Annotated in this window: 21 protein-coding genes; 17 read left to right on the forward strand and 4 right to left on the reverse strand. The window is 71.2% G+C overall.

Going from position 1 to position 21,937, the window contains the following annotated elements; genetic code table 11:
- Nucleotides 1–7: 7 nt before the first annotated feature.
- Both ASC77_RS10235 and ASC77_RS10240 read right to left on the reverse strand, forming a co-directional pair.
- Nucleotides 8–535, reverse strand: a complete 528-nt coding sequence (locus ASC77_RS10235; RefSeq protein ID WP_235547570.1) for a CGNR zinc finger domain-containing protein — start codon at nt 533–535, stop codon at nt 8–10.
- Nucleotides 536–544: 9 nt separating this feature from the next.
- On the reverse strand, nt 545–2,812 hold the full coding sequence (locus tag ASC77_RS10240) for a helicase-associated domain-containing protein (protein ID WP_056151768.1): 2,268 nt from the start codon (nt 2,810–2,812) through the stop codon (nt 545–547).
- A gap of 39 nt (nt 2,813–2,851) precedes the next feature.
- Here ASC77_RS10240 and ASC77_RS10245 point away from each other — a divergent pair, with 39 nt between their 5' ends.
- The 9 genes from ASC77_RS10245 (at nt 2,852) to ASC77_RS10285 (ending at nt 11,415) form a co-directional block, all read left to right on the forward strand.
- A complete protein-coding gene (locus tag ASC77_RS10245) occupies nt 2,852–3,820 on the forward strand; it encodes an FHA domain-containing protein (protein WP_056151773.1) in 969 nt (322 codons plus the stop codon).
- Entirely contained in the window at nt 3,817–4,971 is a 1,155-nt protein-coding gene (locus ASC77_RS10250) for an RDD family protein (RefSeq protein WP_056151786.1), read from the forward strand. Before ASC77_RS10245 ends, ASC77_RS10250 begins: the two co-directional genes overlap by 4 nt.
- A 40-nt stretch (nt 4,972–5,011) precedes the next feature.
- Nucleotides 5,012–5,422 (forward strand): SRPBCC family protein, encoded by a 411-nt coding sequence (locus ASC77_RS10255; protein WP_056151789.1) that lies wholly within the window; start codon nt 5,012–5,014, stop codon nt 5,420–5,422.
- 67 nt (nt 5,423–5,489) lie between these two features.
- On the forward strand, nt 5,490–6,047 hold the full coding sequence (locus ASC77_RS10260; protein WP_056151792.1) for a dihydrofolate reductase family protein: 558 nt from the start codon (nt 5,490–5,492) through the stop codon (nt 6,045–6,047).
- Nucleotides 6,048–6,097: 50 nt separating this feature from the next.
- Nucleotides 6,098–7,714, forward strand: a complete 1,617-nt coding sequence (locus ASC77_RS10265) for an AMP-binding protein (protein ID WP_056151795.1) — start codon at nt 6,098–6,100, stop codon at nt 7,712–7,714.
- A 40-nt stretch (nt 7,715–7,754) separates the two neighbouring features.
- Nucleotides 7,755–8,249: a SigE family RNA polymerase sigma factor gene (locus ASC77_RS10270; protein WP_056151798.1), complete on the forward strand. Its 495-nt coding sequence runs from the start codon at nt 7,755–7,757 to the stop codon at nt 8,247–8,249.
- On the forward strand, nt 8,246–9,547 hold the full coding sequence (locus tag ASC77_RS10275; protein ID WP_056151802.1) for a hypothetical protein: 1,302 nt from the start codon (nt 8,246–8,248) through the stop codon (nt 9,545–9,547). Before ASC77_RS10270 ends, ASC77_RS10275 begins: the two co-directional genes overlap by 4 nt.
- A 9-nt stretch (nt 9,548–9,556) precedes the next feature.
- Nucleotides 9,557–10,972, forward strand: a complete 1,416-nt coding sequence (gene larE / locus ASC77_RS10280) for an ATP-dependent sacrificial sulfur transferase LarE (protein ID WP_056151804.1) — start codon at nt 9,557–9,559, stop codon at nt 10,970–10,972.
- Between the two features lie 44 nt (nt 10,973–11,016).
- Nucleotides 11,017–11,415 (forward strand): cold-shock protein, encoded by a 399-nt coding sequence (locus tag ASC77_RS10285; RefSeq protein WP_056151806.1) that lies wholly within the window; start codon nt 11,017–11,019, stop codon nt 11,413–11,415.
- A gap of 1 nt (nt 11,416) precedes the next feature.
- Here ASC77_RS10285 and ASC77_RS10290 read toward each other — a convergent pair whose 3' ends face one another.
- Entirely contained in the window at nt 11,417–12,775 is a 1,359-nt protein-coding gene (locus ASC77_RS10290) for an MFS transporter (protein ID WP_056151809.1), read from the reverse strand.
- Between the two features lie 51 nt (nt 12,776–12,826).
- On the opposite strand from ASC77_RS10290, the gene ASC77_RS10295 reads away from it, so the two are divergent.
- Nucleotides 12,827–13,621, forward strand: coding sequence for a DUF3027 domain-containing protein (locus tag ASC77_RS10295; RefSeq protein WP_056151813.1), 795 nt, complete (start codon nt 12,827–12,829; stop codon nt 13,619–13,621).
- A gap of 1 nt (nt 13,622) precedes the next feature.
- Here the strand turns inward: ASC77_RS10295 and ASC77_RS10300 are convergent, their stop codons facing one another.
- Complete coding sequence (locus ASC77_RS10300; RefSeq protein ID WP_235547571.1) at nt 13,623–13,937, reverse strand: DUF2530 domain-containing protein; 315 nt, start codon at nt 13,935–13,937, stop codon at nt 13,623–13,625.
- A gap of 35 nt (nt 13,938–13,972) precedes the next feature.
- On the opposite strand from ASC77_RS10300, the gene ASC77_RS10305 reads away from it, so the two are divergent.
- The 7 genes from ASC77_RS10305 to tuf all read left to right on the forward strand — a co-directional run bounded on the left by ASC77_RS10305 (nt 13,973) and on the right by tuf (nt 21,797).
- On the forward strand, nt 13,973–15,421 hold the full coding sequence (locus tag ASC77_RS10305) for an NCS2 family permease (RefSeq protein ID WP_056151815.1): 1,449 nt from the start codon (nt 13,973–13,975) through the stop codon (nt 15,419–15,421).
- A gap of 104 nt (nt 15,422–15,525) precedes the next feature.
- On the forward strand, nt 15,526–15,975 hold the full coding sequence (locus tag ASC77_RS10310; protein WP_235547572.1) for a MarR family winged helix-turn-helix transcriptional regulator: 450 nt from the start codon (nt 15,526–15,528) through the stop codon (nt 15,973–15,975).
- 12 nt (nt 15,976–15,987) lie between these two features.
- Nucleotides 15,988–17,253: an MFS transporter gene (locus tag ASC77_RS10315; protein WP_056151820.1), complete on the forward strand. Its 1,266-nt coding sequence runs from the start codon at nt 15,988–15,990 to the stop codon at nt 17,251–17,253.
- Between the two features lie 242 nt (nt 17,254–17,495).
- Complete coding sequence (gene rpsL / locus ASC77_RS10320) at nt 17,496–17,870, forward strand: 30S ribosomal protein S12 (RefSeq protein WP_028636428.1); 375 nt, start codon at nt 17,496–17,498, stop codon at nt 17,868–17,870.
- Between the two features lies 1 nt (nt 17,871).
- Nucleotides 17,872–18,342, forward strand: coding sequence for a 30S ribosomal protein S7 (gene rpsG, locus ASC77_RS10325; protein ID WP_056151822.1), 471 nt, complete (start codon nt 17,872–17,874; stop codon nt 18,340–18,342).
- 80 nt (nt 18,343–18,422) lie between these two features.
- Nucleotides 18,423–20,534: an elongation factor G gene (gene fusA, locus ASC77_RS10330; RefSeq protein ID WP_082574623.1), complete on the forward strand. Its 2,112-nt coding sequence runs from the start codon at nt 18,423–18,425 to the stop codon at nt 20,532–20,534.
- Nucleotides 20,535–20,603: 69 nt separating this feature from the next.
- The gene (tuf, locus tag ASC77_RS10335) at nt 20,604–21,797 is read left to right on the forward strand and encodes an elongation factor Tu (RefSeq protein ID WP_056151825.1); all 1,194 of its coding nucleotides are present in this window, start codon (nt 20,604–20,606) and stop codon (nt 21,795–21,797) included.
- The last annotated feature ends 140 nt before the right edge of the window (nt 21,798–21,937 follow it).

Genomic DNA, 21,937 nt, shown 5'->3' on the forward strand with positions numbered 1-21,937 from the left:
GGCGACGCTACGCCTCGATCGCTGCCTTGCGTCGAGCCCGGTACGCCGCGACGTTGGCCCGCGACGAGCAGCGCTCGGAGCAGTAGCGCCGGGAGCGGTTGGGGGAGGCGTCGACGAACGCGTTGGAGCACTGCGCCGACGAGCACACGCCCAGCCGGTCGGCGCCGAGGTCGCAGACGAGCGTCGCCAGGCCGAGCAGGGACTCCCCGACGACCTGCTCCGCGACGCTGCCCGAGCCGGTGCCGACGTGCAGGTGCAGGTTGGACGCGTCGTGGTCGGAGATCTGCGGCGTCATCGGGTGCCGGGTGAGCAGCCCGTTCAGGCCGCTCACGACCGCGGTGATGTCGCCGGCCTCACCGGCGTCGAAGACGGGACGCAGCTCACGCTGGAGCTTGCGCAGCAGCATGCAGTCGCGGTCGAGGGCCCGCTCCTGCAGACCCGGTCGCCCGTCGAGGTACGCCACCAGCCCGTCGACCTCGCTGAGGTCGGCGTTCAGCAGCGAGGCCGCTGCCTCGGCGTACCGGATGAAGTCCACGATTCAATCTTACGGAGTGGGTAGTGGCCGCACCGTCGTGATCCGGTGCACGGCGAAGGTGCGTACGTCGTCGCTGCGGTGGTCGTGGGCGGTGAGGCTGCCGCCGTCGAGCGAGACGGGGTCGACGACACGGTCCGTGCTCGCGCCCTGGTTGTCGACGTACCCGATCACGACGGTGGTCCCGGTCTCGATCGCCTCGCGCAGCGCAGCCATCGAGCCGGTGGGGGTGAGCCGGTCCGCCGGCACCGCCGGCCGGGTGGACTCGGCACGGTCGCCGGCGCGGATCGCGCTGACGACCTGGCTGGCGAGCGCGGTCTCCCGGGCCGAGCGCTGCGCTCGGCCGCGCGACTCCTTGGGCGTGCGCGCGCGGAGCACGTCGGGGCGCGCCACGTGGACGCTCCCGTCCGGCGACTCGACGACGGCGGCGATGCCGAGGTCCCGCAGCCGGGGGAGCAGCACGTCGATCGGCGTCGTGCTGATGATGACCGTCGGGGCGAGGCGCCGCAGTCCGAGCGAGGCGGCCTTCGGGTGGTGCAGCAGCTCGACGAGGGCCGCCTCGTCGTCGGCGCGCAGGAACGCCTCCGCGTGCCCGACCCGCACCGAGCCGAACGTGCGGGCGGTGTCGTCGACCAGGTAGGTGAGGGGCTGGGGGACCGGGGTCCGCGAGACGGAGGCGATGAACTCGTGCAGCTCCACCGCCGACCAGCCGGTGTCGAGCGCACGGCGTACGGACCCGGGCGTGAACCGGTAGACGGTGGCGCCGCCCCTCGACTCGACATCGGCCAGCAGCTGGAGCTGGCGCGCCAGCTGGGACTCGAGGGGGCCGGGCGCGACCGCGGTCAGGTCGGCCTGCAGCAGCACGTGGTCGACGGGAGTGGGCAGCAATGCGGCCAGCCCGGCGCCCGCCTTGTCGCGCTCGCCGGCGAGGAGCAGGTGTGCGTACGTCGCCAGCCCGCCGAGCGCCGCGACCCCGAGAGCCGTGGCCTCGTCGACCGCCCACACCACCTGGTCCGCACGGGTGCGGGGACGGCGCGGGCGCAGCCACTCGACCCGCGAGCGCAGCGACGGGACGCCCGTGCCGGTGGCCAGCACGGTGCCGGGCGCGAGATCGTCGAGGACGCCGAGCGTGAGCAGCCGGGTCTCGACCTGGTGCACCCCGGACAGCTCGGGGGCGAGGGCGTTCCACGTCTTCCCGGCGGGGTCCCGTGACCCGACGAGGCCGGGCAGCCGCGGACTCTCGAGCCAGGCGGCGACCAGGGCGAGCCACCGCTCGGCGGTCGGGCGCGCGGTCCAGGCGTCGAACGCGTCCGTCGGGATCCACCGGGGCGAGCCGTCGGGGCCGGCCGCGGTGGAGAGCAGCCCGGCCGCCGAGGCGACCTCCACCAGCAGCGCCGCGACCGGCTCGGTCGCGTGCAGCTCGACCGACAGCGCCCGCAGGTCACGGACGCCGAGGCCGCCGCTGCGCAGGGCCGCGGGCGGCTTCGTGCTCCACGCGTCGAGCATCAGCTCCACCTTGTGCACCGCCTCGAACGCCGCACCCGCGGCGGCCCGGTCCACCAGGTCCTGCCCGCGGTCGGAGGTCGCGATCGCGGGCGGCTCGTCGACGGGGTACGACGTGGTGTGGCCACCGCGCAGCGCGATCCCGACCTCGCCGGGCAGCACGACGCTGGTGCCGGGGCGCGGCACCAGCAGACGTCGGGCGAGCAGCTCCTCGGCGGGCGTCGCCGCCTCCTCGGGCAGCACGGTGTGCCGCGACGTACCGGTGGTGGCGGTGCCGCCCGCGTCGAGGACGTGCTCGAGGAGCGCCCGGGCCTGGGGGGAGATCGCCTCGAGCCGCTGCGCGAGCTCGGCCGCCGACAGCGGATCGGCGGAGACGGGGCGCAGCCCGCTGACTCCGGGGGTGCCGGGGGCGAGGGCCTCGGCCACGGTCGTGAGCGGTCGGATCCCCTGCGGGCTCTCCCAGGCGAGGGCCAGGTCGAGCAGCGACTCCAGTGCCGTGCGGACCGAGTCCGCGCCGGCGTGCACGACGTCCACCAGCTCGTCGGCGCTGGTTTGACCGACCACGACGAGGGCATCAAGCACACAGAGCTCGCAGCGGTTCAGCTGGTCGAGCGCGCGGAGGACAGAGGACCGGGTGGCCGCCCGCGAGGCGAGCTGGCCGGAGTCGTGAGGGGCTGGAGTGGCGAGATCGGGGCGCAGGTGCAGCAGACGGGACAGCCGTTCGACCGGCCAGCCGCGGAGCTGGTCGGCGAGCGTGCGGTACGCCGTCGTGGACATCCCTCCCACGCTACCGGGCCAGGCACAGGGGGACCGCCCGTGAGCGCCGCGTGGTCGTTCCGCGGAGGCGAGTGGTTCGGCATCTTCGGGCCGAGCGCGACGGTCGTGCTGCCGCCGTCCGAGAAGGACCGCGTCGCCCGGCTCTGGGAGCTGGTCGACGACGGTGCCGGCTTCGACGAGACCCTCGACGCGCTGATCTCGTCGGGTCTGCGCGAGCTGCCCGGCTTCGTCCTCGTGAGCGAGGGCGAGTCCGAGACCAAGGTCGTCATCCGCGGCGCCGCCCGGGTGCACCTGGCCACCGGCGACGAGGTCGTCCACGTCGAGGGCGACGGCGCGACCACCTGGGTGGAGCGCAGCGTGCGCGACGTGACCCGCGTCCGGATCGAGGTCGCCGACGAGACCGACGCCGGGGACGCGCTGGACGGGGTGCTCGACGGGGGCCTGGTCCGGCTCGCCAGTGCCGAGCACCCGCCCGCGTCCGAGGAGCCCACCGAGTCCACGGAGTCCGCGGAGTCCTCAGAGTCCACGGAGCCTGCCGAGGACGAGACCGACCACGACGGGCTCACCCGCTACCCGCAGACCGTCCCGGTCGACCTCGTCGCCCCGCGCGAGCCGGGAATCCCCGGCCAGCCGCCCGTGCCGCCGGTGACGGCCCGCCCGGTCGCCCGCCTGCTGCTGCCCACGGGCGACACCGTCGACGTCGACCGGTCCGTCCTGGTCGGCCGGGCACCGGAGGCGAACCGCATCGTCACCGACGGCGAGCCGCGCCTGGTCGTCGTCGACAGTCCGCACCAGGAAGTCTCCTCGACCCACCTCGAGGTCCGGCCCGGGTCCGGTGCCGACCACGGCTGCGCCGTCGCCACCGACCTCGGCTCGACCAACGGGTCGGTGGTCGTCCAGCCCGGCCTGCCGCCGGAGGACCTGCGGCCGGGCGTCACCGTCCAGCTCGTCCCCGGCGCCGTCGTCGACCTCGGTGACGGCGTGAGCATCGAGGTCATCGACGCGTGAGCGGAGAGATCGCCCCGCCCACCTCGGTCGCCGACCTCGACCGACGCTTCTACGCGTTCGCGATCGACCGCGCCATCGCGTGGGGCATCGACGCCGCCGCAGCGGTCGTGCTCGTCCAGGTGCTCATCCAGCCGGGCCACGTGTGGGCCGGCGTGGCAGCGATCCTCGGCGTCGTGCTCGTCGTGGGTGCGGTCTTCGCGGTGCTGCTCGGACTGACCGGCAGCTCGCCCGGGATGGCGGTCTCCGCGATCCGCGTCGTCCACGAGGGCAGCGGTACGCCGATCGGGGTCCGCGCCGCGCTGCTGCGCCAGCTGATCCTGGGCGTCGCCGCGCTGCCCACCCTGGGACTCGGGATCGCGACCCTGGCCTGGACCGCTGTGATGGATCCCGCCGGCCGCCGCCGGGGCTGGCACGACCACGTCACCCACTCCGTCGTCGTGGACGTGCGTCCCGTGCCCGAGGAGGAGCCCGAGCCGGACGTCGGCCCCCGTCACGTCGTCAACCTCACCGCGCTCCGGCTGGTCCCCGCCCCGCCTCCCGAGCAGGTCAGCGCCACCGCCCGGGTGTCCCGACCGGCCAGCCCGCCGCCGGTCGGTCCGCCCGCCCAGGCGCCGGTCCCCAAGCACGCCGCCGTCGCGACCGCTCCCGCGCCCGCGCCTAGCCCGCCACCGGTGGAGCAGCCGACCCCCGAGCCGATCCAGGAGCCGGTCCGGGAGCCTGTCGCGTCGGGGCGCCAGCAGCTCGGCTACCCCCTGGTGCCCGAGCCGCGACCCGACGCCGAGCCCGTCGGCGGTGCGCACGCCGCACGCGCCGTACCCCCGACGTGGCGGGTCAGCTTCGACACCGGGGAGTCCTTCGAGGTGGAGGGGCTGGCCCTGGTCGGCCGGCGTCCCGAGGGCCGCCCCGGCGAGCAGGTGCGCCACCTCGTCGAGCTGCCGTCGACGGACATGTCCCTGTCCAAGACGCACGCGCAGGTGCAGGTCGCAGCCGACGGCGCGCTGGTGGTGATGGACCGCGGATCGACCAACGGCTCCTTCCTGGTCCGCCAGGGCGTGCCGCGCGGGCTCCCGCCCGGCAAGGCGGCGACGCTCGTGGACGGCGACCACGTCCGGTTCGGCGATCGCGAGATGACCGTCGTACGCGACGGCTGAGGGGCTCCCGGCCGCGATCGAAACGCTCTAGATTGCGGTCATGACCTTCGAGTACGAGCGCACCGTGACCACCACCGCGTCGCCGGCCGACGTCTGGGCCCTGTGGAGCGACATCGGCACCTGGCACTGCTGGGACCCGTCGATCGAGCGGGTGGCGATGGAGGGTCATTTCGCCGAGGGCGCGGCGGGCACGATGGGCCTGGCGGGCGGCATCGAGGCGCCGTTCGTGCTCGACGTCGTGGAGCCGGGTGCCCGGTTCGTCGACCGGCTCACCATCGGCGACCTGGTGATCAGCATCGACCACGTGGTCGCTGCGGCCGACGGGGGTGCGGAGGTCACCGTCCGGACGGTCGTCAACGGGCCCGGCGCGGACGACGTCGGGCCGATGGTCACCGGCGACACCCCCAAGGCCCTCGAGGCGCTCGTCGGCATGGCGGAGCAGAAATCCTGAGCGGACCTGTCGTAGCAGCCCTTGCCCGTTCGTGGAGAGGGCGAGAGAACCGACGAGAGGAATCCCCATGCGCACCCTGGTCACCACCCACTTCATCTCGCTCGACGGCGTCGCGGAGGCGCCCGGCGGCGAGCCCGGCTACCGGCACAGCGGCTGGACGACGGACTTCGAGCCGGACCCCGCGCAGTACGAGCGCAAGGGCCAGGAGCAGGAGGAGGCGACCGCCTTCCTGATGGGCGGGCGCTCGTACGACGCGTTCGCCGAGGTCTGGCCGACGATGGACTACTTCGCCGGCTGGAACGCGATGCCGAAGTACGTCCTCTCCAGCACCGTCACCGACCCGCAGTGGAACAACACGTCCGTGCTGTCCTCGCTCGACGACGTCGCGGCGCTCAAGGAGACCGACGGCGGTCCGATCTTCGTGCAGGGCAGCATGCTGCTGACCCAGAACCTGCTCAAGGCCGGCCTCGTCGACGAGATGCGGCTGATGGTCTTCCCGGTCGTCCTCGGCAGCGGCCGCGGGCCGTTCCCCACCGACGCCGAGGACAAGGTCACGCTGCGGCTCGTCGACTCCACGACGTACGCCAACGGGGTCCAGTACCAGGTGCTCCGCACCCAGGGTTGAGTCTCCGCACGCAACGTTGAGCCAACGTCGCCGGGCGTAGGTTCGGTCGCATGGAGTCGTATGCGAAGGGTGAGTCCGAGCCGGCGCTCCTCGAGGAGACGATCGGCGCCAACCTCGAGCGGACCGTCGCGGCGCATCCCGACGGCGAGGCGCTCGTGGAGTTCGCGAGCGGGCGACGCTGGACCTGGGCCGAGTTCGACCGCGACGTCGACGCGGTCGCGCGTGGCCTGATGGCCGCCGGCCTGGAGAAGGGCGACCGAGCCGGCATCTGGGCACCGAACTGCGCCGAGTGGACCCTCACCCAGTACGCCGCGGCCAAGGCCGGCGTCGTGCTGGTCAACGTCAACCCGGCGTACCGCACGCACGAGCTCGCGTACGCCGTCAACCAGTCCGGCATGAAGCTGCTCGTCGCGGCGACCCGCTTCAAGACCAGCGAGTACCGCCAGATGGTCGAGGAGACCGCGGGGGAGTGCCCGACGCTGGGTCGCACCGTCTACCTCGACACCGACGACTGGGCGGAGCTGGTGGCGAGCGGCGAGCAGCTGCCCGACGGTGCGCTGGCCGAGCGGATGGCGACGCTGGCGCCGACCGACCCGATCAACATCCAGTACACGTCCGGCACCACCGGCCGGCCCAAGGGCGCGACGCTGAGCCACCGCAACATCCTCAACAACGGCTACTTCACGACCGAGCTGATCAACCTCGGACCCGACGACCGGCTCTGCATCCCGGTGCCCTTCTACCACTGCTTCGGCATGGTGATGGCCAACCTCGGCTGCACCTCGCACGGCACCACGATGGTGATCCCGGCGCCCGGCTTCGACCCCGAGATCACCCTGCGTGCGGTCGCCGAGGAGCGGTGCACCGGGGTGTACGGCGTGCCGACGATGTTCATCGCGATGCAGCACCACCCGACCTTCGCCGACCACGACCTCTCGTCGCTGCGCACCGGGATCATGGCCGGCTCCATCTGCCCGGTCGAGGTGATGAAGCGCTGCGTCAACGACATGCACATGGCGGAGGTCTCGATCGCCTACGGCATGACCGAGACGTCGCCGGTGTCCTGCCAGACGCGCGCGGACGACGACCTCGAGCGCCGTACCGCGACCATCGGACGGGTCCACCCGCACGTCGAGATCAAGGTGGTCGACCCGGTGACGGGGGAGACGGTCGAGCGCGGCAAGCCCGGAGAGTTCTGCACCCGCGGCTACTCCGTGATGCTCGGCTACTGGGACGACGACGAGAAGACCGCCGAGGCCATCGACGCCGACGGCTGGATGCACACCGGCGACCTCGCCGAGATGCGCGAGGACGGCTACTGCAACATCGTGGGCCGGATCAAGGACATGGTCATCCGCGGTGGCGAGAACGTGTACCCCCGCGAGATCGAGGAGTTCCTCTACCAGCACCCCGACATCGAGGACGTGCAGGTGATCGGCGTCCCCGACGAGAAGTACGGCGAGGAGCTCTGCGCCTGGATCAAGATGCGCTCCGGCGCCGACCCGCTCGACGCCGGCGCCGTCCGCGAGTACGCCACCGGCAAGCTCGCGCACTACAAGATCCCGCGCTACGTGCTGGTCGTCGAGGAGTTCCCGATGACCGTCACCGGCAAGATCCGCAAGGTGCAGATGCGCGAGGAGAGCGCCCAGACCCTCGGACTCTCCTGAACCCCCACCCGAACCGTGCCCGTCCTGCGTCAATAGGGGCGTGGAGGACTTCGAGGCCTGGGTGCACGCGCGCGGCGGCGCGCTCGCCCGTACGGCGTACCTCCTGACCGGCGACGTCCACCTCGCCGAGGACCTGGTGCAGGACACCCTCGCGCGGGTCGCCCAGCACTGGCGCAAGGTCGGCGAGGAGCCGGACGCCTACGCCCGCCGGGTGTTGCACAACCTCGCGATCGACCGGTGGCGCCGACGGTCCGTGCGTCCGCGCGAGGTCGGCGGAGCGCACCCCGAGATCGGGGCCACCGGGCCCGACGTGGAGCGTCGTCTCCTCCTGCGCGACGCCCTCCTCCGGCTGACCCCGAAGCAGCGGGCGGTGCTCTCGCTGCGGTTCTACGAGGACCTGACCGAGGTCCAGACGGCGGCCGTCCTCGGCTGCTCGCCCAACACGGTGAAGTCCCAGACCCGGACGGCGCTCGAGCGGCTGCGCGTCCTCGCGCCCGACCTGCTCGCCGAGCTCACCGAGGAGGCGCGGTCATGACCCAGGACCTGCACGAGCAGCTCGACGACCTGGTCGTCGCCGTCCCGACGTACGTCGTGCCCGACGCCCGCGCCGCCTGGACAACGGGGGCACGGCGGCGTACCCGTCACCGGATCGCGGTCGGCGCCACGGCGATCGCCGTCTTGGCCGTCCTCGCCAGCGCCGTGTCGTGGCTGCCCCACACCCTCGACCCGGCTCCCGCCGACCCGGACGGTGCCGGCGTCGACGGCTACCCCACGCGCGTCGACGACCCCTGGCTGCACCGGGACCTCCCCAGCCAGGCCGGTGCGTTGGCCGGCCTCGTCCGGGGCGGGAACGGGACGGTCGGCGCGGTGTCCCCGCGCGGCCGCGTCTGGGACGTGCCGCAGGACACAGGGCTCCACGACTTCCCGGTGGCGCTGTCGGCCGACGGCACGAAGCTCGGGTACCTGGAGGCGGACGACCGGTTCGTGCTGCGCGACCTGGTGACCGGGGAGACCACGGTCGCGCAGGGTGTCGACGACGGCAGCCTGGCTGGCTCGGGGTCGGTGGGGGCGCCGTACGCGGTCCGGCCGGGGCCTTGGGGCTACTGGTCGCCGGACGCCACCCACCTGTTCGTCGATGGAGGTGCGGTCGCCGAGGGCGACGCCACCGGTGCGCTCCTCATCGACGCCGACGGCGCCACGACCGGGGTGTCCGGCCCGGCGATGCGCGGCGACCGCCGGCTCTCTCCGGCCGGGTGGACGTCGGACGGCAACCTGGTCTGGCTGGCGATGAACTCAGACGGCGGCACGGCCGCGCGTGCGACGGTCGTCGTCACGACGACGAGCGGTCAGGAGGTGCGCCGCGTGCCGCTCCAGCTCCACGCCGCCAAGGGTTCGAGCCCGATGTACGGGTACGTGTCGCCCGCCGGCACCCGGATCGTCCTGGTCGGAACCCCTGACGTGTCTGCGCCGGTCTTCTCCCTCGCCGACGGACGGCAGGTCGGTGAGGTCGTCGCAGAGCTCCTCCAGTGCCCGGTGTCCTGGGCGGGCGAGAGTCCTCGGCCCGCGTTCCAGGGGAGCAACGTGGTCGCCGTGCGCGACGGCGGAGGACGTCCGCTGATCACGGTCGACCCAGCCTTCGGGGCGACCTGTGCGACCTGGGCCAGCGACGCCCTGTCGGGGGACGCCCGTCGAGGCGTGGTCGGCCGGGTGCTCGGGTCGAGCAACGCGTGGGCCGCCTGGCACTGGCAGGAGATCGGCCTCGGACTCCTGGTGCTGGGCGTCGCCCTGCTCGTCTTACGACGCCGCCGAAGGCGACTGGTGCCCACCTCCTAGGCTGAGCACATGGCAGATCAGCTGGTCGTGGGCTTCGACCTCGACATGACGCTGATCGACACCGCGCCCGGCTTCCGCGACGTGCTGACGGCGCTGGGCGGCGAGCTCGGCGTCGAGTTCCCGGTCGAGGAGATGACGAAGCAGCTCGGGCCACCGCTCGACCTGCTGCTGGAGCCCTATCTCGACCCCGAGGCGATCCCGGCCGCGGGTGACCGGTTCCGCACGCTCTACCCCGACCACGCGATCGTCGGGACGCCCGCCTTCCACGGCGCCCACGAGGCGATCGCCGCCGTACGCCGGCACGCGGGCCGCGTCGTGGTCGTGACCGGCAAGTTCCCGGCGAACGCCCAGCTCCACCTCGACCACCTCGCCTTCGACGTCGACCACCTCGAGGGCTGGGTGTGGGGTGTCGGCAAGGCCGACGCGCTGCGCCGCGAGGGGGCGTCGATCTACGTCGGCGACCACGTGCACGACGTCGAGGGGGCGCTCGCCGCCGGCGCCCTCAGCGTCTCGGTGCTCACCGGTGGCTGCACGCGCGAGGAGCTCGAGGCGGCCGGCACCCAAGTCGTCCTCGACAGCCTCGAGGACTTCCCGGCCTGGCTCGACGACCACCTGCTCGACCTGCGCCTGGCCGCCCTCGACGCGGACCTGAAGCAGCGCGGCTCGGTGCTGGTCGCCTACAGCGGCGGCGCCGACAGCGCCCTGCTGCTCGCCGCCGCCGTCCGTGCCCTGGGCGCCGACCAGGTCGCCGCCGCCACCGGATACTCCCACTCGCTGCCGATGTCCGAGCGCGACCCGGCCCGCGAGTTCGCCGAGAGCCTCGGCGTCGAGGTGCTCACCCCGGAGACGCACGAGATGGAGCGCGAGGGCTACCGCGCCAACGCCGGTGACCGCTGCTACTTCTGCAAGGCCGAGCTGCTCGACGTGCTCACCCCGATCGCCGCCGAGCGCGGCCTCGCCCACGTCGCCACCGGCACCAACGCCGACGACCTCGTGGCCGGCTTCCGGCCCGGCATCCGCGCCGCGGCCGAGCGCGACGCGATCACGCCGCTCGCCGACGCCGGCCTCACCAAGGAGCAGGTGCGGGCCGCCTCGCGGCGCTGGGACCTCCCCACCTGGGACAAGCCCGCCGCCGCCTGCCTCTCGTCCCGGATCGCGTACGGCGTCGAGGTGACGCCGCACCGCCTCGGTCGCGTCGAGCGTGCCGAGGTCGCCGTCCGTGCCGCCCTGGCGGACGCCGGCCTGACCAACCTCCGCGTCCGCGACCTCGGCGACCGCGCCTCGGTCGAGATCGACGCCGCTCTCCTGCCGCTGGCCGCCGAGGTCGAGGCCGGGCTGCTGGACGCCGTACGTGCGGCCGGTTTCGACGGGGCCTCCGTCGACCCCCGCGGATTCCGTTCGGGATCCATGAACGAGTCCCTCTAGACTGCACGCCGCAGCATCCGAGCAACGAAGAAGAGGTCAGACCCGTGCCCACTGGCAAGGTGAAGTGGTACGACGCCGAGAAGGGATTCGGCTTCCTGTCCCAGGAGGACGGTCCCGACGTCTACGTGCGCGCCGAGGCGCTCCCGGAGGGCGTCGCCGCTGGTCTGAAGGCCGGCACGCGGGTCGAGTTCGGGATCGCGCAGGGTCGCAAGGGCGACCAGGCGCTGCAGGTGCGCGTCCTCGACCGGCCGGCGTCGGTCTCGCGCAACCAGCGCGACGCCAAGCGCAAGAAGCCCGACGAGATGGCCACCATCGTCGAGGACCTGATCCGCCTGCTCGACGGCGTCGGCGAGGCCTACCGCCACGGCCGGCAGCCCGACCGTCAGGCCGCCAAGCCGGTCGCGAGCCTGCTCCGCGCCGTCGCCGACGAGCTGGAGTCCTGACCTAGTTGCCCGTCCGCACGTCCCGGTTCATCCGACGGGGCGTGCGTGCCAGCACGAAGACCGACCACGCGACGAGCACGGCGGTCGCCACCCCGAGGCCGAGCCGGGGCGGGTCGATCGGCATCCCGATGCCGATGAAGCCGCCGATCACCCACGCCAGCTGGAGGGTGGTGTCGCTGCGCGCGAACGCGCTGGCCTGCACGCGGTGGGGTACGTCGCGCTGGATGGTCGCATCGAGGGAGAACTTCGCGAGCGCCTGACCGAGGCCCGCGACCAGGCCGAGCAGGGCGAGCGCGAGCACGCCGTAGAAGACGAAGCCGAACGTCACCACGGCGACGTCGGCGACCAGGACTGCCGACACCGTCACGGCCGGGTTGATCCGCTTCAGCACCGACGCGGCGATGACGCCGAGGAAGTTGCCGGACGCGGCGCCGCCGACGACCAGCGCCGTCAGGAGCTCGGTGCTCCAGCCCTCGATCGGGTTCTCGCGCAGCTGGAACGCCATGAACATGATGAGGAAGCCCGACATCCACCGTGGCCCGCAGTTCGCGCGCAGCGCGTAGGCGACGGCCGGCGGGATCCGGACGCTGCCCTGCCGGGCCCGTCCCTCGGCGCTCCCGCGGAGCACCAGGTCTCCCTCGCCCTCGCTGGAGTCGACGCGCGACGGCAGCCGGACGGCCGCGATCGTCGCCGCCACGAAGAGCAGGAACGCGTAGCGCAGCACCCACTCGGGTCCCGCCAGCGAGGCGAGCCCGGCGATCGGCCCGGACACGGCGACACCCACGATCCCCGACATCGAGACCCGGCCGTTGGCCTTGACCAGCGTGAAGTCCCGGGGGAGCAGCCGCGGTACGGCGGCGGCCCGCGTCACGCCGTACGCCTTCGACGCGACGAGCACGCCGAGCGCGGCCGGGAAGATCCAGGGGGAGTCCGTGACGACGGCTCCGGCGAGCACCCAGCAGAGGAAGGCGCGGATCGCCATCGTCGCGCCGATCGCCCAGCGGCGGCCGTGCGCGAAGCGGTCCAGGAACGGACCGAGGAGCGGCGCCACGATCGCGAACGGCAGCATCGTCAGGCCGAGGAAGAGCGCGACCTGACCGCGCGCCTCGCCCGACGGCACCGTGAAGAAGAGGGTGCCCGCGAGCGAGATCGCCACCGCGGCGTCGCCGGCGGTGTTGAAGAAGTGCATCTGGATCAGCCGGGAGAGCCCGGACTCGCCGGCTCCCTGGGCCTCGGCGGCGCGCCGCGCCTGCCGCATCGTGTAGCGACCGGCCCGTCCGGTCGCCCGTGCCGCACCCCCGAGCCCCCGCGTGACCCGGGCCCCACGACCCGTGGTCGGGGGACTGCCGGGCTCGTTCATGGGCCCATCCTGCCCGGTCGGACCAGCCCCGACCTGACATCGACGGGCCCGATGCGTCATGATTTCACTGTGATCACCATCGCGCGCCCGAAGTCCGACTCCGCCACCGTGGCGGCGGTCGACCTCGCCCGCGCCGCCCTCGTCGAGGAGGTCGGCGCTGCCGACGTCGGCGAGCACCTCGGCCACGTGGTCGAGGGGGAGCGGGTCGTCACCCACCTCTTCGCCTGCAACCGCGCCGGCTACGTCGGCTGGCAGTGGTCCGTCACGGTCGCCCGGGCCAGCCGCACCAAGGACGTCACGGTCGACGAGATCGTCCTGGTGCCCGGCGACGGCGCGATCGTGGCTCCGTCGTGGGTGCCCTACCGCGAGCGGATCAAGCCCGGCGACCTGTCGCCCGGCGACCTGCTGCCCGTCGACGACGAGGACCCGCGGCTGGTCCCGACGTACTCCTTCGGCGACGACCCGCTCGACGCCGACGAGAAGGCACAGGTCCGCGCCGTCGCGAAGGACCTCGGCCTCGGCCGGGTCCGCACCCTCGCGCCCGAGGGTCGCGAGCTCGCCGCGCAGCGGTGGTACGACGGCGACGGCGGCCCCGACGCCCCGATCGCGCGCTCGGCCCCGGACCAGTGCACGACCTGCGGCTTCCTGGTGCGCATCGCCGGGCCGCTGTCCGAGATGTTCGGCGTCTGCGCCAACGGCGACGCCAACGACGACGGCCGCGTCGTGTCGTTCGACCACGGCTGCGGCGCGCACTCCGAGGTGCGGCTGGCCAAGAAGCACGAGCCGCTGCCGCCGCCCGTCCCGGTCATCGACACGATGACGCCGGACGACGTCGAGACGTTCTGAGCTAGACGGGCTCCTCGCCCTCGATCTCGGCGATCGCGGCGTCCCGCTCGGTGCGCGCGACCCGGCGGCGCCGGCAGTACTCGAGCCCGATCAGGCCCAGGCCGACGCCGGCCATGCAGGTCCACAGCCACCACAGCCGACCGGATTCGTCGAGGCGCCCGTAGAACGGGAGCAGGGCGAGGAAGCCGATGAACCACAGGGCGGTGCCGACCTCGACGGTGCGTACGCCGTCGACGTCCAGCGGCTCGACGTCCGCGATGAAATAGGTGCGGTTGCCGAACTCGTGCTGCAGCGGCTGCGCGTCGTCGTACTCCACGCGAGACACGCTAGTCGACGCCTGCCGGGTCTGGAATGCTGCGCCCCGTGAGCACAACGAACACCACCTCAGCGAACGGCCTGGACCGTTACTTCAAGATCACCGAGCGCGGCTCGACGGTCGGCCGGGAGGTCCGCGGCGGCCTCGTCACGTTCTTCACGATGGCCTACATCATCGTGCTGAACCCGCTGATCCTCGGCTTCGCCACCGATGAGGACGGCAAGGTCCTGGGCGGCGGGACCGAGCCCAACCTCGCCATGATCGCCGCCGGCACCGCGCTGGTCGCCGGCATCATGACCATCCTGATGGGCGTCGTCGCCAACTACCCGTTGGCGCTCGCGACCGGACTCGGTCTGAACGCGTTCGTCGCCTTCTCGATCGCCAGCCAGATGACCTGGGCCGACGCCATGGGCCTGGTCGTGATCGAGGGCCTGGTGATCCTGGTGCTGGTCCTGACCGGCTTCCGGGAGGCGGTGTTCCACGCCGTGCCCGCCCAGCTCAAGGTCGCGATCTCGGTCGGCATCGGACTCTTCATCGCGCTGATCGGCTTCGTGGACTCCGGCTTCGTCCACCGCATCCCGGACGCCGCGAACACCACCGTGCCGGTCCAGCTCGGCGCGACCGGGCAGCTGTCCGGGTGGCCCGTGGTGGTCTTCGCCTTCGGCCTGCTGCTGGTGATCGCCCTCTGGGTGCGCCACGTGAAGGGCGCGATCCTGATCTCCATCATCGCGACCACCGTGCTCGCGATCATCGTCGAGGCGGTCGGCAGCCCGAAGGCGTGGAGCCTCACCACGCCGGCGTGGCCGGACAAGATCTTCGACACCCCCGACTTCGGGACGCTCGGCCACTTCAGCCTGCTGGGCTCCTTCCAGAACGTCGGACTCGTCACCTCGGTCCTGCTGATCTTCACGCTCCTGCTGGCCGACTTCTTCGACACCATGGGCACGATGACGGCGATCGGCGCCGAGGCCGGACTGCTCGAGGAGGACGGCACCCCGCCGAACACCCGCCGGATCCTGGTGGTCGACTCGCTGGCGGCGGCCGCCGGCGGTGCGGCGGGCGTCTCGTCCAACACGTCGTACATCGAGTCCGCCTCGGGCGTCGGCGAGGGTGCCCGCACCGGCCTGGCCTCGATCGTCACCGGAGTGCTGTTCCTGTTCGCGATCTTCCTGGCGCCCCTCGTCGCGATCATCCCGTCCGAGGCCGCGGTCCCCGCGCTGGTCCTGGTCGGCTTCCTGATGATGCAGCAGGTGAAGGGCATCGACTGGGACGACCTGGAGATCGCCATCCCGGCGTTCCTCACGATCGTGCTGATGCCGTTCACCTACTCGATCTCCGTCGGCATCGGTGCCGGCTTCATCGTGTACGTCGTCATCAAGATCGTCCGGGGCAAGATCGCCGACATCCACCCGCTGATGTGGGTCGTCGCGGCGCTCTTCGTCGTCTACTTCTGCATCAACCCGCTCACCAGCTGGCTGACCTGACCTGCGGGGTCGTCCGCCTCTCGAAGGTCTCCACACCCTCCTGAGGCGGACGACCCCTCTCTTTGGCGGAATAGTTAGCAGAGGTAATGAGTTATGCTAACGACATGCCCACCGTGGAGAAGGTCGCCCGCACCGATGCCGGGCTCGCCGCCGAGCTGCGCCTCGGCGTGATGCGGCTGCGCCGGCGCCTGGCCGGCGAGCGGCACCCCGACAACGAGCTGAGCCTCAACCAGATGGGCGTCCTCGGCGTCCTGGCCCGTCGGGGCGAGCTGACCGTCGGCGAGCTCGCCGCCGCCGAGAAGGTCCAGCCGCCGTCGATGACCCGCACGGTCAACTGCCTCGAGGAGAGCGGCGACGTCGTCAAGAGCCCGCACCCGACCGACGGCCGCCAGGTCGTCGTCGGCCTCTCCGACCAGGGCCGGGACCGCGTGCTCGCGGACCGCGCGCGCCGCGACGCCTGGCTCGCCCAGCGGCTGCGCGAGCTCACCCCCGAGGAGCGCGCCGTGCTCCGCCAGGCCGCCCCCATCCTCGACCGCCTCGCCCAGCAGGACTGACCAGAAAGCAGCATGAGCCCCACCTTCCGAGCCCTCCGCAACCCGAACTACCGGCTCTACCTCGCCGGTAGCGTCGTGTCGAACACCGGCACCTGGATGCAGCGGGTGGCCCAGGACTGGCTGGTGCTGCACCTGCCCGGCAACAGCGGCACCGAGCTCGGCATCACGACCGGTCTCCAGTTCCTCCCGATCCTGCTGCTCTCGCCGTACGCCGGCGTGATCGCCGACCGCTTCCCGAAGCGCCGTCTGATGCAGCTGACCCAGGCGACGATGGCGCTGACGTCGCTGCTGCTGGGTGTGATCGCCGTGCTCGGCGTCGCGCAGACCTGGCACGTCTACGTGCTGGCCCTGCTGTTCGGAGTCGGGGCGGCGTTCGACACCCCGGCCCGTCAGGCGTTCGTCTCCGAGATGGTCGGCCCCGACGACCTCACCAACGCGGTCGGCCTCAACTCCGCCAGCTTCAACGCGGCACGCATCGTCGGCCCGGCCGTCGCCGGCCTGATGATCGGGGCGCTCGGCGGTGGACCCGAGGCCACGGGCTGGGTGATCCTGATCAACGCGTTCTCCTACCTCGCGGTCATCTGGCAGCTCGAGCGCATGGACGTGACCCTGCTCCAGTCGCCGAAGCGCCGGCCGCGCGAGCCCGGCATGCTGGTCGAGGGCGTGCGCTACGTCCGCAGCCAGCCGAAGATGATCCTGATCCTGGTGATCGTCTTCTTCGCCGGCACGTTCGGCATGAACTTCCAGATCACCTCGGCCCTGATGGCCACCGAGGTCTTCGGCAAGGGTGCCGGCGAGTTCGGCCTGCTCGGCTCCGCGATGGCGGTCGGCTCGCTGACCGCCGCGCTGCTCAACGCGCGCCGGACCCGGATCCGGCTGCGGCTGGTGATCATCGCCGGCGTCGCGTTCGGACTGGCCGAGATCGTCGCGGGCCTGCTCCCGACGTACCTGACCTTCGCGCTCTTCGCCCCGGTCATCGGCTTCGCGGCGCTGACCATGCTCAACTCGGCCAACGCCACGATGCAGACCGAGTCCGACCCCGCCCTGCGGGGCCGTGTGATGGCGCTCTACTTCACCGTGGTCATGGGCGGCACGCCGCTCGGCGCACCCGTGATCGGGTGGATCGGGCAGCATCTGGGGGCCCGCTGGACCCTGGTCGTCGGCGGGGCGCTGTGCGTGGTCGGAGTGCTCCTGGCGGTGGCGATCTACGAGCGGCTGCGACACGGCGCGGACGCTCCGCTGGAGCCCCACGACGAGGCTGCGCTCGCGCTCCGCTGAGCGTGCCGTCGGCGTTTTGACCGGGGTAGGGGCCCCGGGTAGTCTTTTTCCTTGTGTCTGGGACAACCGGACCGCTGTGCGTGCCCGGAATCGTTCGGGCGATCACGATGTTCCTGTCAGGCGACACGCCCGACCTCGGGGGCTAGCGCAGCGGGTTGACCTAGCACCGCCCGGACACACAGCTCCAACACCGTGCGAGCAGGGCGCTCGCACTGATAGCAAACCAGAAGGGGAACCACCCGGTGCCCACTATTAACCAGCTGGTCCGCAAGGGCCGCCAGGACAAGGTGTCGAAGAACAAGACGCCTGCCCTGAAGGGATCTCCGCAGCGCCGTGGCGTCTGCACCCGCGTCTACACCACCACCCCGAAGAAGCCGAACTCCGCCCTCCGCAAGGTCGCCCGCGTGCGCCTGTCGAGCGGCGTCGAGGTCACGGCCTACATCCCGGGCGTCGGTCACAACCTCCAGGAGCACTCGATCGTGCTCGTTCGCGGCGGCCGGGTGAAGGACCTCCCCGGTGTCCGCTACAAGATCATCCGCGGCACCCTCGACACCCAGGGCGTCAAGAACCGCAAGCAGGCTCGCAGCCGCTACGGCGCCAAGAAGGAGAAGAGCTGATATGCCGCGCAAGGGTCCCGCTCCGAAGCGGCCTATCGACATCGACCCGGTCTACGGGTCGCAGCTGGTCTCCCAGCTCGTCTCGAAGGTCCTCCAGGACGGCAAGAAGCAGGTTGCTCAGCGCATCGTCTACACCGCGCTCGAGGGCTGCCGCGAGAAGACCGGCACCGACCCGGTCGTCACGCTGAAGCGTGCGCTCGACAACGTGAAGCCGACCATCGAGGTCAAGTCCCGCCGCGTCGGCGGTGCGACCTACCAGGTCCCGATCGAGGTCAAGGGCACGCGCGGCACCACGCTCGCGCTGCGCTGGCTCGTCGGCTACGCCTCGGACCGTCGCGAGAAGACGATGCACGAGCGGCTCATGAACGAGATCCTCGACGCCTCCAACGGCCTCGGTGCCGCGGTGAAGAAGCGCGAGGACACGCACAAGATGGCCGAGTCCAACAAGGCCTTCGCGCACTACCGCTGGTGACCACGGGCGGGCGGCGTGCTCCGGCACGCCGCCTCGCTCCCACCGCACTTCCCAAATCTTTCTAAGGAACGCTGACAACAGTGGCTGTCGACATCACCACGGACCTCAACAAGGTCCGCAACATCGGCATCATGGCGCACATCGACGCCGGCAAGACCACCACCACCGAGCGCATCCTGTTCTACACCGGCATCACCTACAAGATCGGTGAAGTCCACGAGGGCGCTGCCACGATGGACTGGATGGAGCAGGAGCAGGAGCGCGGCATCACGATCACGTCCGCCGCGACGACCTGCTGGTGGAAGGCCCACCAGATCAACATCATCGACACCCCCGGCCACGTGGACTTCACCGCCGAGGTCGAGCGCTCGCTGCGCGTCCTCGACGGCGCCGTCGCGGTGTTCGACGGTGTTGCCGGTGTCGAGCCCCAGACCATGACCGTGTGGCGCCAGGCGAACAAGTACTCCGTGCCCCGGATGTGCTTCGTCAACAAGCTGGACCGCACCGGCGCGGACTTCTTCCGCTGCGTCGACATGATGGTCGAGCGCCTCAACTCCACCCCGCTGGTCCTCCAGCTGCCGATCGGTGCCGAGTCCGACTTCATCGGCGTCGTCGACCTGGTCGGCATGCGCGCGCTGGTGTGGCGCGGCGAGACGACGATCGGCGAGGACTACGTCGTCGAGGAGATCCCCGCGGAGCTGGCCGAGCAGGCCGCCGAGTACCGCGAGAAGCTGCTCGAGACGCTGTCCGAGGCGGACGACGAGATCATGGAGAAGTACCTGGAGGAGGGCGAGTTCTCCGTCGAGGAGCTGGAGGCCGCGATCCGTCGCGCCACCCTCGCCGACAAGCTCAACCCGGTCCTCTGCGGTACGGCGTTCAAGAACAAGGGCGTCCAGCCCCTGCTCGACGCGGTCGTCAAGTACCTGCCGTCGCCGCTCGACATCGACGCGATCATCGGTCACGACCCGCGCGACGAGGAGAAGGAGATCAAGCGTCTCCCCTCCGACGACGAGCCGTTCTCCGGTCTGGCCTACAAGATCGCGACCGACCCGCACCTCGGCAAGCTGATCTACGTCCGGGTCTACTCGGGCAAGCTCGAGGCCGGCTCGACCGTGGTCAACTCGGTCAACGGCCGCAAGGAGCGGATCGGCAAGGTCTACCAGATGCACGCCAACAAGCGTGAGGAGATCGCGTCGGTCGGCGCCGGCCAGATCGTGGCCGTCATGGGTCTGAAGGACACCAAGACCGGTCACACCCTGTCTGACCCGCAGAACCAGGTCATCCTCGAGTCGATGACGTTCCCGGCCCCGGTGATCGAGGTCGCGATCGAGCCCAAGACGAAGAGCGACCAGGAGAAGCTGGGCACCGCGATCCAGCGCCTCTCCGACGAGGACCCGACCTTCACGGTCAAGTCCGACGAGGAGACCGGCCAGACGATCATCGCCGGCATGGGCGAGCTCCACCTGGAGATCCTCGTCGACCGGATGAAGCGCGAGTTCCGCGTCGAGGCCACCGTCGGCAAGCCGCAGGTCGCCTACCGCGAGACCCTCCGCAAGGAGGTCAAGGGCCACAGCTACACGCACAAGAAGCAGACCGGTGGCTCTGGTCAGTTCGCGAAGGTCGTCGTCTCGCTCGGCCCCAACATCGACCCCGAGACGGGCACCGGTGCGGGCTACGAGTTCGTCAACAGCGTGTCCGGTGGTCGCGTCCCGCGCGAGTACATCCCGTCGGTCGACCAGGGTGGTCAGGACGCCATGGAGTTCGGCGTCCTCGCCGGCTACCCGATGGTCGACGTGAAGTTCACGCTCGAGGACGGCGCCTACCACGACGTCGACTCGTCGGAGCTCGCGTTCAAGATCGCCGGCAACCAGGCCTTCAAGGAGGCCGCCCGCATGGCCAAGCCCGTGCTGCTGGAGCCGATGTTCGCGGTGGAGGTGACGACCCCCGAGTCGTTCCTCGGCACCGTCATCGGTGACATCAACAGCCGGCGTGGCCAGATCCAGGCACAGGAGGAGCGTCACGGTGACATGGTCATCAACGCCCTCGTGCCGCTGTCAGAGATGTTCGGGTACGTTGGCGACCTGAGGTCCAAGACCTCCGGCCAGGCTTCGTACTCGATGGAGTTCGACTCGTACGCCGAGGTTCCCACGAACATCGCCGACGAGATCATCAAGAAGGTTCGCGGCGAGTAACCCTCGTCCGGACCCTCGGCTGCAACAACTTGTACGAGTCAAGTAACAACCCACACAGGAGGAGCCCCAGTGGCTAAGGCGAAGTTCGAGCGGACCAAGCCGCACGTCAACATCGGCACCATCGGTCACATCGACCACGGTAAGACGACGCTGACGGCGGCGATTACCAAGGTGCTGCATGACAAGTACCCGGATCTCAACGCTGCTTCGGCGTTCGACGAGATCGACAAGGCTCCCGAGGAGCGTCAGCGCGGCATCACGATCTCGATCGCGCACGTCGAGTACCAGACCGAGGCGCGCCACTACGCGCACGTCGACTGCCCTGGTCACGCCGACTACATCAAGAACATGATCACCGGCGCGGCCCAGATGGACGGCGCGATCCTCGTGGTCGCCGCCACCGACGGCCCGATGCCGCAGACGCGTGAGCACGTGCTGCTCGCCCGCCAGGTCGGCGTGCCGGCCCTGGTCGTGGCGCTCAACAAGTGCGACATGGTCGACGACGAGGAGCTCATCGAGCTCGTCGAGATGGAGGTGCGCGAGCTCCTCTCCGAGTACGAGTTCCCGGGCGACGACATCCCGGTCGTTCGCGTGGCCGCCTTCCCGGCGCTGCAGGGCGACGCCAAGTGGGGCGAGTCGATCCTCGAGCTCATGAACGCGGTCGACGAGGCGATCCCGACCCCCGAGCGTGAGACGGACAAGCCGTTCCTCATGCCCGTCGAGGACGTCTTCACGATCACCGGTCGTGGCACCGTCATCACCGGTCGTATCGAGCGCGGCATCGTCAAGGTCGGTGAGGAGGTCGAGATCATCGGCATCCGCGAGGTCGCCCAGAAGTCGACCGTCACCGGCGTCGAGATGTTCCGCAAGCTGCTCGACGAGGGCCAGGCCGGTGAGAACGTCGGTCTGCTGCTTCGTGGCACCAAGCGCGAGGACATCGAGCGCGGCATGGTCGTCATCAAGCCGGGCACCACGACCCCGCACACCAACTTCGAGGCCTCGGTCTACATCCTCTCGAAGGAGGAGGGCGGCCGTCACACGCCGTTCTTCAACAACTACCGCCCGCAGTTCTACTTCCGTACGACGGACGTGACCGGCGTCGTGACCCTCCCCGAGGGCACCGAGATGGTCATGCCCGGCGACAACACGGAGATGGTCGTTGAGCTGATCCAGCCCATCGCCATGGACGAGGGTCTCCGCTTCGCGATCCGGGAGGGTGGCCGCACCGTCGGCGCCGGCCGGGTCACCAAGATCACCAAGTGATCACCGCCGGTCGCTGACCGGCTGAAGCAACCAGGACGGCCCCGGACCTCACGGTCCGGGGCCGTTCTGCATCCGGTCGCTGTGGCGGAGCGGCCACCCAGGGGTGGCCGGCTCCGCCCGATGCCGGCCGGGTCACCAAG

The organism is Nocardioides sp. Root1257, from assembly GCF_001425175.1.
GTDB lineage: Bacteria > Actinomycetota > Actinomycetes > Propionibacteriales > Nocardioidaceae > Nocardioides.

Coding starts and splice junctions, on each gene's coding strand:
- ASC77_RS10240 (WP_056151768.1), bottom strand. CDS start 2,812: ATGTCCACGACGGCGTACCGCACGCTCGCCGACCAGCTCCGCGGCTGG.
- ASC77_RS10255 (WP_056151789.1), top strand. CDS start 5,012: ATGACCTTCGAGTACGAGCGCACCGTGACCACCACCGCGTCGCCGGCC.
- ASC77_RS10260 (WP_056151792.1), top strand. CDS start 5,490: ATGCGCACCCTGGTCACCACCCACTTCATCTCGCTCGACGGCGTCGCG.
- ASC77_RS10265 (WP_056151795.1), top strand. CDS start 6,098: ATGGAGTCGTATGCGAAGGGTGAGTCCGAGCCGGCGCTCCTCGAGGAG.
- ASC77_RS10275 (WP_056151802.1), top strand. CDS start 8,246: ATGACCCAGGACCTGCACGAGCAGCTCGACGACCTGGTCGTCGCCGTC.
- larE (WP_056151804.1), top strand. CDS start 9,557: ATGGCAGATCAGCTGGTCGTGGGCTTCGACCTCGACATGACGCTGATC.
- ASC77_RS10290 (WP_056151809.1), bottom strand. CDS start 12,775: ATGAACGAGCCCGGCAGTCCCCCGACCACGGGTCGTGGGGCCCGGGTC.
- ASC77_RS10295 (WP_056151813.1), top strand. CDS start 12,827: ATGCGTCATGATTTCACTGTGATCACCATCGCGCGCCCGAAGTCCGAC.
- ASC77_RS10305 (WP_056151815.1), top strand. CDS start 13,973: ATGCTGCGCCCCGTGAGCACAACGAACACCACCTCAGCGAACGGCCTG.
- ASC77_RS10310 (WP_235547572.1), top strand. CDS start 15,526: ATGCCCACCGTGGAGAAGGTCGCCCGCACCGATGCCGGGCTCGCCGCC.
- ASC77_RS10315 (WP_056151820.1), top strand. CDS start 15,988: ATGAGCCCCACCTTCCGAGCCCTCCGCAACCCGAACTACCGGCTCTAC.
- rpsG (WP_056151822.1), top strand. CDS start 17,872: ATGCCGCGCAAGGGTCCCGCTCCGAAGCGGCCTATCGACATCGACCCG.